The 13,778-nt window shown below is 38.5% G+C and carries 9 protein-coding genes and 3 pseudogenes; 11 read left to right on the top strand and 1 reads right to left on the bottom strand.

Translation table 11 applies throughout. From position 1 onward, the window contains the following. The first annotated feature begins 328 nt into the window (after positions 1 to 328). The 3 genes and pseudogenes from ACWM1W_RS13330 (at position 329) to ACWM1W_RS13320 (ending at position 4,164) form a co-directional block, all read left to right on the top strand. A pseudogene (locus ACWM1W_RS13330) lies at positions 329 to 2,386 on the top strand (bifunctional diguanylate cyclase/phosphodiesterase). A 288-nt stretch (positions 2,387 to 2,674) separates the two neighbouring features. Continuing rightward, positions 2,675 to 2,746 (top strand): annotated as a pseudogene (locus ACWM1W_RS13325) (hypothetical protein); the annotation flags it as partial. Positions 2,747 to 2,961: 215 nt separating this feature from the next. After that, positions 2,962 to 4,164, top strand: coding sequence for a tyrosine-type recombinase/integrase (locus ACWM1W_RS13320; protein ID WP_448765130.1), 1,203 nt, complete (start codon positions 2,962 to 2,964; stop codon positions 4,162 to 4,164). On the opposite strand, the gene ACWM1W_RS13315 is transcribed toward ACWM1W_RS13320, so the two are convergent. Beyond that, positions 4,153 to 4,368 carry a hypothetical protein gene (locus tag ACWM1W_RS13315; RefSeq protein ID WP_448765129.1) on the bottom strand — a complete coding sequence of 72 codons (216 nt, stop codon included), beginning with the start codon at positions 4,366 to 4,368 and terminating at the stop codon, positions 4,153 to 4,155. The two genes, ACWM1W_RS13320 and ACWM1W_RS13315, sit on opposite strands and share 12 nt — an antisense overlap. Before the next feature lie 96 nt (positions 4,369 to 4,464). Here ACWM1W_RS13315 and ACWM1W_RS13310 point away from each other — a divergent pair, with 96 nt between their 5' ends. From ACWM1W_RS13310 to ACWM1W_RS13275, 8 genes and pseudogenes are all read left to right on the top strand, one after another. Beyond that, positions 4,465 to 5,634 carry a hypothetical protein gene (locus ACWM1W_RS13310; protein WP_448765128.1) on the top strand — a complete coding sequence of 390 codons (1,170 nt, stop codon included), beginning with the start codon at positions 4,465 to 4,467 and terminating at the stop codon, positions 5,632 to 5,634. A gap of 87 nt (positions 5,635 to 5,721) precedes the next feature. After that, positions 5,722 to 5,895 (top strand): annotated as a pseudogene (locus ACWM1W_RS13305) (tyrosine-type recombinase/integrase); the annotation flags it as partial. Positions 5,896 to 6,168: 273 nt separating this feature from the next. Next, complete coding sequence (locus ACWM1W_RS13300) at positions 6,169 to 8,622, top strand: hypothetical protein (protein WP_448765127.1); 2,454 nt, start codon at positions 6,169 to 6,171, stop codon at positions 8,620 to 8,622. A gap of 458 nt (positions 8,623 to 9,080) precedes the next feature. Beyond that, positions 9,081 to 9,950: a YagK/YfjJ domain-containing protein gene (locus ACWM1W_RS13295; RefSeq protein ID WP_048882503.1), complete on the top strand. Its 870-nt coding sequence runs from the start codon at positions 9,081 to 9,083 to the stop codon at positions 9,948 to 9,950. Positions 9,951 to 10,054: 104 nt separating this feature from the next. Next, on the top strand, positions 10,055 to 10,333 hold the full coding sequence (locus ACWM1W_RS13290) for a hypothetical protein (RefSeq protein WP_448765126.1): 279 nt from the start codon (positions 10,055 to 10,057) through the stop codon (positions 10,331 to 10,333). A gap of 22 nt (positions 10,334 to 10,355) precedes the next feature. Continuing rightward, positions 10,356 to 11,387 carry a DUF932 domain-containing protein gene (locus ACWM1W_RS13285; RefSeq protein WP_448765125.1) on the top strand — a complete coding sequence of 344 codons (1,032 nt, stop codon included), beginning with the start codon at positions 10,356 to 10,358 and terminating at the stop codon, positions 11,385 to 11,387. A gap of 195 nt (positions 11,388 to 11,582) precedes the next feature. After that, positions 11,583 to 12,641, top strand: a complete 1,059-nt coding sequence (locus ACWM1W_RS13280) for a YqaJ viral recombinase family nuclease (protein ID WP_448765124.1) — start codon at positions 11,583 to 11,585, stop codon at positions 12,639 to 12,641. 195 nt (positions 12,642 to 12,836) lie between these two features. Further along, positions 12,837 to 13,772: a recombination directionality factor gene (locus ACWM1W_RS13275; RefSeq protein WP_261635334.1), complete on the top strand. Its 936-nt coding sequence runs from the start codon at positions 12,837 to 12,839 to the stop codon at positions 13,770 to 13,772. Positions 13,773 to 13,778 lie beyond the last annotated feature (6 nt).

Below are 13,778 nucleotides of genomic sequence, written 5' to 3'. Positions count from 1 at the left end.
GTAACTAAATAAAAAAGAAAAATTTGTGATTTATGTCGAATAAAAAAGCTGGAATATTAAAGTTAATCAATTGATAAAATCTCAAAGACTTCTAATATATAAGCTGAATTTTTTATTTTATCGATTCAGGGCAATTTTAAACTCCACTCCAGCTACTGAAGAGATAAAAATATTGCAATAAATTTTGTATATAGCTTCAAGTTTGAAGCAGCCGGGATGAACTCTGAAAAGAGTATTTTATTTTTTATAGGGCGTAAATTTAGCGGGGAATCGTGCGAATACAGCTGCGCAATAAAATAAAAATGATCGCCCAGATGGAACATTTTATATGATTCATGCTCATCATGATGTCAGTCTGCTTATTGGATCGATGGCTGTGGCATTTATTGCCTGCTATTTGACGCTTACGCTTGAGCAGATTCTATTTCGTAATGTGTCGCTAAGGTTGAAAACCCTTATTTTACTGTTTAGCGGTGGCTTGCTGGGACTGGCGATCTGGGGAATGCATTATGTCGGCATGACGGCAGCTCATTTTCCTGATGCTTATGATATCGATACTGCACTCACCTTAAGTTCTTATATGATTGGGTTTGTAGGAGCAACCTTTGCCATCTGGCTCACCACCCGTAAAACCTTGCCTTGTGCCCGTCTGATTCTAGGTGCTGTTCTGATGGGGCTAGGCATGTCAGGAATGTACTATGTGGGGATGCTGGGCCTGAATGTTAAAAATCATGTGACTACCTATCACCCTTTATTAATGATCTGTTCGATCCTGATTGCAACGAGTGGAGCGGGACTCAGCTTCTGGGTGGCATTCAAATATCGACAGGCAGTACAAAGTACGATCCGGATGAAGCTCGTGGTCGCGAGTATGCTTACGTTGACCATTGTCGGGATGCATTATACGGGTATGGCGGCACTCAGTTTTTATGAAGATGCCCATCCATTGAGCCAGATCAGTCATTCCCATTATGACTTGTTATTTTCAGTCATCCTGATTAGTTGTCTGGTACTGGTGACTGCATTTGGTGTAGCCATGCTGGAGTTACGCTTTGAATCACGTAACCGTCAGCTGATGCTGGCCAATAAAGAGCTGGCGAATCAGGCGATTCAGGATAATCTCACCAAACTGCCAAACCGATTATATCTGGTCAAATATGCACAATTGCTATTTTCTGACCGGCAGCAAGATGCCCAGCATGAAATCGCTTTTCTATACATTGACCTAGATCGCTTTAAAGCCGTGAATGATGTATTTGGCCATCACGTTGGAGACCAGCTACTGATTCAGCTGGCTTATCGTATTCATCAAATTCTGGGAGATGATTCCAAACTGCTGCGCATCGGTGGTGATGAATTTCTGCTGGTGCTAGAAAATACTTCAGTAGAACAGGCCTCGAAAATATCAGAAAAGATTCTGGAACTGATTCAGGAAAGTTTCCAGATCAGTGGCAAGACCATTAATATCTCGGGCAGTATCGGGATCACCATGTATCCGAAGCATGGTCAGAATCTGCAGGATCTGCTGATCAATGCAGATGCCGCCATGTTGACTTCCAAGTATCAGGGACGGAATACCTATTCTGTTTTTAATTTCTCGACCGATCAGCATGAAAGCAAAAGCCAGAGCAAACTGATCAATGATCTGTATAAAGCAGTAGAAGAGCAGCAATTTATCTTGGTTTATCAGCCAAAATTTACCCATGATGAGCAGATCTGTGGTGTAGAAGCGCTAATCCGCTGGAAGCACCCATTGCATGGTTTGCTGGGTTCAAATATGTTTATTCCGGGGGCAGAAAAAACTGGTCTGATTATTCCGATGGGCTACTGGGCTTTAGAGCAGGCCTGTAAACAGATTCAGCTTTGGGAAGCTGATCATGCTGATTTTTTCCCGATCGGAGTCAATTTATCTGCAATTCAGTTTGAGCATAAGCATCTGATCAGTACGCTGGAGCAACTTCTGAATCAATATAAAATTGATCTTCAACATTTGATGATTGAGATTACTGAATCGACTGCCATGCATCATATTGATTCGAGTATCCGGACTTTGTAGCAGCTGCGTCAAATGGGCATCCAGCTAGCGATTGATGATTTTGGTACTGGGCATTCCAGCTTTCTGTATTTAAAAAACCTGCCTGTCGATGAGTTAAAAATTGACAAGGAATTTATTCAGGATCTGAGTGCAGGTTCCAAGGAAGAAATGATTCTGGAAAGTATTATTCAGCTGGCCATTAAACTCGACCTGAAAGTAACGGCTGAAGGAATTGAGACTGTGCAGCAAGCGGAAATTTTGACCCGTTTGGGCTGTCAGCAGATGCAGGGCTATCTGCTGGGTAAACCGATGGATGTTGAGCAACTTGAAGCTAGGACCTTTGTTTCTTAAATTCAGTAAATCACTATTTAGAATTTTTTGTTATTAAACTAATCAATTGTAAATTATAAAATTTATGTGGTTATCGATTTATAATTTTTAGATTGAGTAGTGAATTCAATCTGCTAAATAAACGAGTCAAAAAAAATATCAGTTCAACCTAAAAAGAGAATGGGAAACTACGATTTCTCCAGTTTATAGGGCTGCTTATTGGCTTTAGAAATCTGCTACAATATCGTCAATTTTTCATATTGATCGTATTTGATCTTGAGCACTGCGGTTCTGCAGTAGGTACTTTCCATGAGTTTTAAAGATGAGTTAGCGGCGCAGGTCGCTCAGCGACGTACATTCGCCATTATTTCCCACCCAAATAACACACTATAACTCATCTTATTTCAACTCATTTCAAAAGCCTCTAAAATAAATCTAATATTTCCATAGTTTACAGTATTTTAATTAAATTTATTTTGATACCCATTGCATGGTATTTCAAGTTGCATTAAGTTTATTCAGAAGTTTTGTGTACATTAATGTGTACATATTTTATGTTATTTTTTCTTCTTTAAAATTTTGTACACAGGTGTTAAATGCCACTTACAGACACATGGCTTAAAAAGAATTTAGGTAAGGCTAGAGCTGAACAACATGTCGAACCCGATAGGGATGGCTTGAGTGTACGTGTCTCACCTAAAGGTAAGATCACTTTTCAAATGCGTTTTAGATATGAGGGTAAGCAAGCTCGCCTAGATTTGGGTTCTTACCCAAATCTGACTTTATTGCAAGCTAGGCAAGAATCGCAAAAAATGAAAGGTGTTCTAGAGGCAGGACATGATCCAAGAATATATAAAAAATTAGAAGTTTATAAGGTGACGAATGCAATAACTTTTGAGGAACTCTATTTAGAATGGCATGAAAAATATTGCATGGTGAATAAGAAAAACGCACAACAACAATTGCGATCCTTCGAGTTGTATGTGTTTCCTAAATATGGATCTCTGCCAGCAGATCAAATTACACTGCATATGTGGTTAGAGTTACTAGAAGATCATTTTGAAAAATCTGCTTCGATTACAGACCGATTGCTGACCAATACTAAGCAATGCTTGGATTGGGGTGTAAACCGTAGGCTTATTGATAACAACCCAATACGCCATATAACAGGCAAACGTGATCTTAATATTAAAAAGAATAAAGTCGATCGAATTCTTGAAGATGATGAAGTGGCACTAATTTGGAAAATTTGTGATGAATCTAGAATGGCATTGAAAAATGCGCTGTTTATTAAAATATGTCTCTTTTATGCGAATAGGTACAGTGAGTTGAGGATGGCGAAAAAATCGGATTTCGATTTCGAACGTAAGATTTGGACTGTGCCGCCTGAAAACCATAAGACAGGTAAGTATACGAAGCGATCTCTTCTTAGACCGATTTTGCCTGAAATTGAGCCTTTTATTCAGCAGGCTATGGAGCTAAATAATTCTATCTATATGTTTGTCAATAATGGGACTAGAGAGATGTATGGGCAAAATGGCCCGGGTAAGCTACCGTATAATGTCATGCAATATGCAAGAAGACATTATGATGTTGAAATGAAGCATTGGTCTATGCATGATTTAAGACGTACCGCTCGTACTCATTTTAGTCGTTTTACATCGCGTGATATTGCAGAGTTAATGATTGGTCATACCATGCCAGGAGAACAGGGAACATATGACTATCATGATTATCAGAAAGAAATGGCGATTGCTTACAAGCAATGGTGGGATAAATTGGAAAGCCTAACTAGTTAGGCTTTCATTATTTCTGAAAAATTTTGCTTCCCATGTTTCTATTTGCTCTCTGTCCCAAAGACTTGTAGAGCCCTTTACTGCTTTTATTGGTTGGGGGAATGGCTCTGCAAACATTTTTTGGGTTGGCTGTTGCCATCTCCATAATGTAGCAGCTGCTTTGATATTAAATCTTTCACGCACTTGTTTGGATGTCAGGTACGACATTTATAATTACCAATGAAATAAATTGAAATCATTGTAAATAAGATGAAATGGGTAATAATTCCGAAATAAGGCAAACTTTTTTAAGAATACACATTTATGCCAAAACTTAACGATTTTCAAAATAGCACAGTCAGACTTTTAGATTATTTGTATTTTCATGATGTTGCAGCCATGCAGAGCTTCTCAGAAGAGAAGTTAAGTATATATAGTAAATTATTAGCTACTATTGATTCATTGGCTTATCGTAGGTCTCAAGGTGTGTTGATAAGGGAGCATTACAAACATTTGTTACTGATAGGTATAGATTTTGAGTTAACTTTTGGACAGGATGAATTAATTGAAGATGATATCTATGTTCAAATGCAAGAAAAATATCGTGCTTACCTAATTCAACAAGTAGAGTTATTAGGTTTTAAAATAGATCATTATAAGCAAGATTTAAATGAAATATTAATCCAAACTCCAATCCAATCAATTACTAGTGCTACTGCTTTTAAAATTGTTAGTCAAGTTCTATATTTTGAGTACGATAATATAACTATAGGGGTACTTAGTAAATTTCTAGATTTTAATTTTTTAATATTAGCTAAATATCAAAAAAAGAATAAAGTCATTAATGAGAGTTTTTTAAATAAACTTTTCTATAGAGCAATGTTATTTTTAGAATTTGAGGTTTTTAAAAATAACTTGATTGCACAGTACTCCTTCGAAGAGCAGACTATTAACTTAAATGCTTTAGAAGATTATGAAAAAGTAGCAGCTACTATTAAGGTTAGGGGGAAAGCTAATTCATTAAAGGGAATTGAATATAAGGGATTTCATACTTTAAAGACTAAGAATGATCTGAAAAATTTTCTTATAAATATTGAAGAGCGATTAGGACATAATCCCATTTTCTCAGATAGCTTGGCTAATTGGATTGCCTTAATTGGTGCATGGCATTTGATCCTTCAGAAAGGTAATAATCTCGATAAGCCATTGTTCAAAGAGTCCCCTCAATATGTCGTAGATTCGGATATCTCATGTGCCAAGCTAGCAAGAAAAAAATTAGCTGACTTTGGTTTCTCTGTGTCTGAAAAAACTATATTTGACTGCTACGATCGTGTCTATGAAATTTACAGGCTCCTACGTATAACTATAGAGTGCTTGGTGGAAGAAAAAATGTATGGAATGAACGAAAGAGTGTTTATTCATGATTTTTTCTATAATCCGAATTCTAATGCATTTTTCAAAAAGCAGTTACAAGCAGCTAAGGCTAAGCTTTAAAACATTAAGGCATACTTAAAATGATGCTCAAGTGATTTTATTTTGGTAGGGCTAAAGCGTTAAGTTTATACAGGTTGAATAAACATACATGGTTTTAGATCGCTATTCAGTACAGTCGTAAATGAATTGAATCTGTGGAATCCAGCTGCTATTGAATGCCAGCTTGCCCATGTGTCACAGAACAGAATTCGCTCGGCATATAACCGAGTGCAATATTGGAATGAGCAGGTAAGATTGATGGAGTGGTATGGGGAAAAGTAAAGGATTGGCTGAATTAAATGACTAAAAAATTTCTCCAGAATCACGCTTTTTAGCGTGATTTTTTTGTCATCGTAATAACGAAAACCTGAGTACGTGTGATGTCTTAATAGTTTTTAAATAAGGGGCTAAATTTTATGATATAGGGTTTAAAAGTATATGAATGGGGTATAACAGTTTTTAATTTTTCTGAGTAGAAAATTGGTTGCTTGAAACATAAGGGTTTGAAGTGTTAAATTTCAACTTTCATCAGAAAATATCTAGAATATTTAAATCATGAATGAGATAAAACTACAAGTTTTTAGTGAACTCCCCGAAATTGGGCAATTAGAAAAACTGGGTGATAAAGAAATTTTTGGATTTTTGAAACGTTACTATACGGATAGCTATCGGCTTGTAAGTGCTCAAAAAAAGAAAATTCAAAAAGGGATATTTCGGGAAACTATCGAAATTTTAGAAAAACTGTATGAGCGTTTGGAGCTAGTTGAAGAATTTATTGGTTATGACAACGTAGACTGGGAAGATGCCTGCCTTTCAAAAAATGAGGCGAAAAAAAAGCAGATAGTTGAATTTTATAATGGTCTAGTAATAGACGTTGCACTTATGGGACTAGCGACTACATATTACAAGTTGCCAGAAAAAATTCATGCTTTTATTAATTTTTTAGATAAAGAGAAATCTTGTATCTTCAGAAGTGAGATTCAATCTGACAGGTGGAAAGTTGAAGACTTTCCTCATGGAGATGTCTTTGAAACGATTACTCAATATAAGGAGTATTTAAAAAAGCAAAAGAACTACAAATTTAATTTCGATCAAGATAAAGGTGATGAGATTGCCCATGAAATTTTGGATGTGCTACATGACGTTAAGAAAATTAGACAAGCACTTGTGTTAGTGAAATTTCAGGTACAGGATTTTTCTGATAAGGAGATTGAAAATCTAATTCATACTAGGCAAGTAGATGACATAATAGCTACAGCTCCGGCCGAAAGAAAAATACAATTATTAGTAGAGGAGTTAAATGATCTTGAGCCAGGAACCGATTTACCTTGGTTATCTATCCTTGTAAAAGGTGAGATAGAGCTGAATGGTGAAGTCCGATTAATGCTTGGATTTATTCTAGACAGTTCAACACATAAAATAGATACCAATCAAATCAAGGCGTCATTACATCGTGAGTTAAAGATATATTTTCGTAGTAGTCAGATCACTCCTTTTATTCGGTCAGAAATTATTGCGATTGATCAAATTCTTGATCACTTAGGTGTAAAAGAAATAAAAGAATTCAAACTCCCTAATCGCAAAAAATTAGCTCTTATGTTGAAGTGGTTTGTGGGATTGTTTTATGGAATGGGAAAGATTATTAGTCCTGATAACCATACTGCTGAGAGTGAACTAGTTGATACGCCTATACGTCTAATTACAAGAAAAGCTGATAGTCGTTTAAAAGATCGAAATGATAAGAAAAAGTCAAAAAGACAAGAAAAGGATGACTTAGAGAAAAAGTCATATGACTTTAACTCAGTTTGGGAGGACACCGGTTTAATTAAATATGCTCCTGAATATGCGAAATCCATTCATCAATTTTATGGAAAGTTACAACACTCTGAAGAATTAGAGAGCTGGCAAATAAAAATATTGCAAAGAGTCAATTTGTTCCTAGCTTATTTGGAGGGTGGATCTATTGACAATTTAGCTACGAGACTGTCGATTAGCCCTAATCCTTCTAAATGGCCGAGTCTGGTCAGGATGTATTTAGCTCTGTTAGAGAATAGTAGGGATATTAATTTTTCTGGGTTAGCTAATTGGACTATCTATAATACTTCATTGCTTCAGAGAAATTTAAGTAGGTCATCTTTAAAACATCAGTTACGTGATAGAAATCTGGCTGAGATGACGGATCTAATAGCACAAGAGCTAGAGATAGTGAAGCAACGCAATATTTCAATTTCCCAAAGCAAACTATGCTACATGGAGAAGTTGGCACAAAAGAACGCGATATCAGCAAGGCGTTATTTAAAAAATAGTTTTAAAGAAACTACAGTTCTACTACGCTTTAAAATTGATAACAGTAAAAGTCGATTGGATATTAGTAGCTTAAAAATCATTATTACTCAGTTTCTAAAGAAAGCGAAACGCGCTCCAAGGAGTATAGGAGCATATTTAGATGCCTTTATTGGATACTTTGTTCTTCTTGAGGGGAGATACTACTCTATTGACTGTACGGCTATTTTTTATCTTCGTGCAGAGGCTGTTGTAGAAGATGTGAAATTTGAATTCGAGAACTATTGGAAGGAATTCACTAAGAGGTATACTGCTAAGCAAAAAGATACCCTAGAATTCCCGGACTTGAGAGTAATTCCTAGTTTGTGGTTTAAAGAAGGCGGACCTCAGTATTTTATTGTAAATAAAAGAGACAAGCTTATTCCACAGCTGATAAATGATCTTGTGAATTTCTATACTGCATATGAATATTTCAGTGGATATAAAAATACAAGACATAGCAATCATAAAAGACCAGAGCTATTTTTAAGAGGCAGAATTAGAAAAGACATGACCAAAAAAACGGATGAAAAAAACACTCCACACAATGAAGTGAGCCCATCTGAAAATAAAGAAAGCGTAAATGAAATCAATGGTAATTCATCTCAAGAGGATATGAATAAGCAAGCTGATATTCAAGAGAATAGAGTAGAAAGAATAGCCCATTCTCTACAATCCCTAGTCTAAAGTAGTTTGATAAGTTTATGATATTAAGGCTGATGTTTAGGCAAAAAGTTATAGCTACATAGTATGATGAGAAAACTCGTATACGGGTTGGGGATATATTCGGGAAAGGTTATTCAAGTAAATTCCTTCGTTTGTCTTCCTAAATACTTACCGCATAACTTTTTTTTATCAAAAGATGTTGGGAGTGACTTAATAATTAAGAGATTCAGCAAATTTGATCATTGAAGACTGCTCAATTAGGTGAGTATCACAAGGGAAATCTAAAAGCTATAGTTCAATTTTCGCAGGTTGATTAAGATTATTAAATACAACTAATTAAATACAACTAAATATATCTATATGGAGACTAATCATTAGACTATTCATAGAGTTGTATACCTGACTAGATTCAACCTAAAAATTATATTCATACAGTTTAACCCTCTCATATGGAGCTATTTCCAGATTGAGTATTGAACATGAGTAAGCCAATTAATGAATCTAAACTAACTATCCAACTTGAAGTCGTCACTGAGCTATGGATTAGAGCTCATCGTAGACCGCATGATTTCTATTTAGAATTTGCTGAGCTTCTGACGGAATTAGATCAAGTGTACATACGGTCTTATGACTACTTCGGATATATCAATGCATGGTGTAATTGGTTAGAAGAGAATGACATTGCGGGTCTAAGGTTAGATGAACTCATTGAAGAACTTAAAAGAAAATCATTTGCTGAGTATCAGCGATATTTTAAGGGGTATCAATCTGAACATCGAGAAGCTTTAAGACGTCACCGTGAAAATGAGACACGGAATATTCGATCGCTAGAAAGGAAAGCTAGGAGCGCTGTAGAGCGGTATGCGAGGACAGAGGTTGTTCGCATTGATTTGGGTTACATTAAAAAGTACCAACACTTGATCAACATTGCTGATTTTTATGAGGATGTTAAAGAGCTAAGAGCGCAGATAAGCGAGCGGGAAAAGCCATTCAATGCTCTGATTGATTATGCTTGGGCATTAGAGCAAGGAGTAGATAAGGGTTATCACTGTCATCTGGTACTATTTTTTAATGGGCATTTAAAGCAGGAGGGATGGGGTATTGCTCATCAAGTTGGAAAGGCATGGCAGAAAATCACAGGCAAGTTAGGATACTTTTTTAACTGTCATGATCCTGAGCAGATCCAAGAATACACGGAATTGGGTATTTTAGGGATTGGTCGAATCCACAGAAATAATTCTACTGAAGTAGAAAAAATGGTTAATGCTGTGCGCTATTTAGTACGACCTGAAAAAGATGCGCAACATCTGCGTGTGAAATGCAAAGCCAAGATGCGTACATTTCAATGAATTGAAAATAATCTTAGATATACATTATCTAGATGAAAACGAGTTTTTTAACTTTGCAAGGCTTACCCATCGGTGAGCCTTTGTCATTTCTAGAGGTATATATTATGAGTTTAAATTGCCCTTATTGCTTATCGAATCAAGTCATTCAAGTGGTCAATCAGCAGGTGAGTGGATCTGATTCTACAGGTCTAGCCGCATCTGCATCGTTCGCAACCATTGGTGCATCCATTTCAAAGAGTTTGCCACTGCCTGTATCTCCATTCATTGGTGGTATTGCAGGTGCGGTCATTGGTGGTCTATTTAGCAGCATGTTTGATGAGCCGAAAAAGCCGATCACGCTGACCTATTATCACTGCAATCACTGTCAGCAGAATTTTCGTTGAATTATCATAGGAGATAAGAACGATGGCACATCAAATCGAACAAATCGCCTATGTTGGCGAAACCCCTTGGCATGGTCTAGGCAATCAGCTGAGTCCGAAACAACCACTGGAAGTCTGGGCACAGCAAGCCGGGATGGACTGGCGGATTGAATCCTCGAACGTCAGCTATATGGCACAGAATGAACGTGGTCAGAGCATTATCATGCCATTTGAAGAACAGCGAGTGTTGTATCGTTCAGATACACATGCGCCTTTATCTGTGGTCAGTCAGCGTTATCAGGAAGTTCAGCCTAAAGAAATTCTGGAGTTCTACCGGGATCTGACTGAGCAATCCGGCTTTGAGCTAGAAACCGCAGGGGTTTTGAAAGGCGGGAAGAAGTTCTGGGCTTTGGCGCGTACAGGTCAAAGTACCGCATTAAAGGCTAAGGATGTCAGTAATGGCTATATTCTGCTGGCTACTGCATGTGATTGCACTTTGGCAACTACAGCACAGTTCACTAGTATCCGAGTGGTCTGTAACAATACCTTAGCCATTGCTCTACGTGGACAGAGCAGTAGTGCAGGTGTAGTGAAGGTTCCACATAGCACCAAGTTTGATGCAGAGAAAGTGAAACAACAATTGGGTATTTCAGTTCGTGCATGGGATGAGCACATGTATGAAATGAAACAACTCACACAGCGTAAGGTGAGTCAGCAGGAAGCCAAAGCTTATTTTGATGCCGTATTCAACAACAGCACCATGTCAATTTCCGATCCTGAAGAAAACATCATTCAGTTCTATCGTAATGTCGCACAGCAAGCTCAAGAGAAAAAGCCTGAACCAAATGGTCGTGCCATGAATAAAGCTTTGGACATGTTCAATGGGCAAGGACGTGGTGCTGACCTGTCATCCGCCAAAGACACTGCTTATGGCTTACTGTGTTCCATCACAGAATTTGTGGATCATGAACGACGTGCCATGAGTACCGATCATCGTCTTGATTCAGCTTGGTTTGGTGCAGGCGCAGGTCTTAAGCAACGTGGACTGGAACAGGCTTTATCTTTGATAGCCTAAGCTCATGTAATTCATCCAACATTAACCCCGCAAGTCTCAACAATCGCTGAGTACAGCACACACGTAACTCTCTCTACTTACTACTCACAATCAATAATCTGAATCAGCATGCATATCGCCATACCCGACCTCGTGTCGGGTATGGCTTTTTTATGCATTTCTTTTACAGAGATCAGAATTTATAAGGATCATTCCATGAATCAAATTATACCTATTTCCCATCAGCCTACGACTGTAGGATCAAAGATTGTAGTTAATCCAACCATCACCACCAAACGCTCAACAGCAGCCAAGCGATTGGTCAATACCAAAGGGATGGAATATCAGGATTGGCTCGAAGTTCGTAAGCAAGGCATTGGCAGCAGTGATGCCGCGACTGCCTGTGGTCTCAATCCCTATATGTCGATGCTGGAACTCTGGCTGATCAAAACCGGACGGCAGGCTCAATCCATAGAAGATGAAAGCTCAGGTGTAGCACCGCTGTATTGGGGCAAGCAGCTGGAACCTTTGGTGGCAGAGTTCTATAGCATGCACACCCATAACAAGGTGCGACGGATCAATGCGGTACTTCAGCATCCTGATCCCGATAAACACTTTATGTTAGCCAATCTAGATTACAGCGTGGTTGGCAGTGATGACGTTCAGATCTTGGAATGTAAAACCGCAGGTGAGCATGGAGCAAAGTTGTGGCGTGATGGTGTGCCTTTATACGTGCTGTGTCAGGTACAACATCAACTGGCAGTGACTGGTAAACAGGCAGCACATGTTTGTGTCTTGATCTGTGGGCATGAAACCAAGATCTTCAAAGTGACACGGTCTGAATCAGTGATTGAGCATATTGTCAAAGCAGAACGATATTTTTGGGAATGTGTAGAAAAGGATATACCGCCATCAGTAGATACCAGTGAATCGGCAGCTAAAGCCATTCAACAGCTCTACCCAGCCCATGTACCTTTAACCGTAGAGGATCTCTCGCAAAATGAAAATGCTAATTTGATGTTCGACAAGCTCATCAAAATGAAGGAAGAGATTCAGCATAAGCAGGAACGTTTTGACCAACTTAAACATGAAATTCAGATGATGATGCAAGACAAGGAAAGAGCTGTCTTTGCTCATGGCTCAGTGGTCTGGAAGAAAGCGAAGGATTCTATCAGTCTAAATACCAAGGCATTGCTTCAGCACCAGCCTGAACTCATCGACCTTTATCCACTTCAAAAGCAGGGCAGTCGTCGATTCAACATCTATACCGACTAAGTCCTATCTACAGCGCCAAATCAAAAATTCACAAAAATCGCTCCCCGCTCTCTACCCTTCGGTAGAGAGCAAATCGGTCGCGATCTCTGTAGCACTTTATCTGGCTCTACATTCTTTGGGTAACTTATTTGGTCCTTGTTCCGACCTACATACATAGACCCAAATTTGTAAGGTAATACATTAAGGAATATCAACATGATTAAAGGTTTAGCAATTACCCCTCCAATCCTAGGGCGTATCAGTATCGGTCGAATGATCGAGAAGAATGGCAAACGCCTACCGGAAAAGGATGACCAGTTCACCATTACTTCCCAGATTCAAAGCAAAGAAGGCTGGGTTAAACATCCACTGGATGATCAGCTGCGAGCGAATGCTTCGAATCAAAAGCTACGTTCAATCCCCGTCAGAATGATCTTTAATGATCCTGATTTAAACCTGCGTGCAGAATACAGCCTGTTTGACCGACAGACTGGAAGACCTGTCTGTGTCGGTAATGGAGAAACCTGCCAGCGTTTAACCAATCAAGGCGTGGAGCAACTTCCCTGTCCATCCCCTGATTTATGTCCATTGGCTCAAGGAGGGAACTGCAAGCCCTATGGTCGTTTGCATGTGAACTTAGATGAATCGGATGAGTTTGGCACCTTCATCTTTAGAACTACAGGCTTTAACAGTATCCGTACTTTGGCTGCACGGCTGAGTTATTACCATGCGGCATCAAATGGTTTGCTGTCATGTCTACCCTTGCAATTGATATTGCGGGGCAAGAGTACGACACAAAGCTATCGTCAGCCGGTGTATTACGTGGATCTAACTTTAAGGGAGGGGATTAGCTTGAATGAAGCCATTATTCAGGCAAAGCAGATTGATGAGCAGAGTAAGCAGGCTGGGTTTTATCAGGAGGCTTTAGACTTTACTGCAAGGAAGGGTTTTGCGAATGGAAGGATGGAGGTCGATATAGAGGAAGGCTTGGAGGTAGTTAAGGAGTTTGATATAGATGAACTTATTGAATCTGAACCCCTGCAAACTAGAACCAAAAAGGAATCTAAATCAGGGCCTAAGTTCCATCAGGGAGAGGGTGTTGTACAAGAGATTCAGAAAAGCTTGCAGCAGAATGTACGGGTTGTAAATTAAAAAAAC

The organism is Acinetobacter sp. TW_SC_4, from assembly GCF_054861205.1.
Note: the sequence above shows the minus strand (reverse complement) of the source record. Positions and strands in the feature narration are given on the sequence as shown.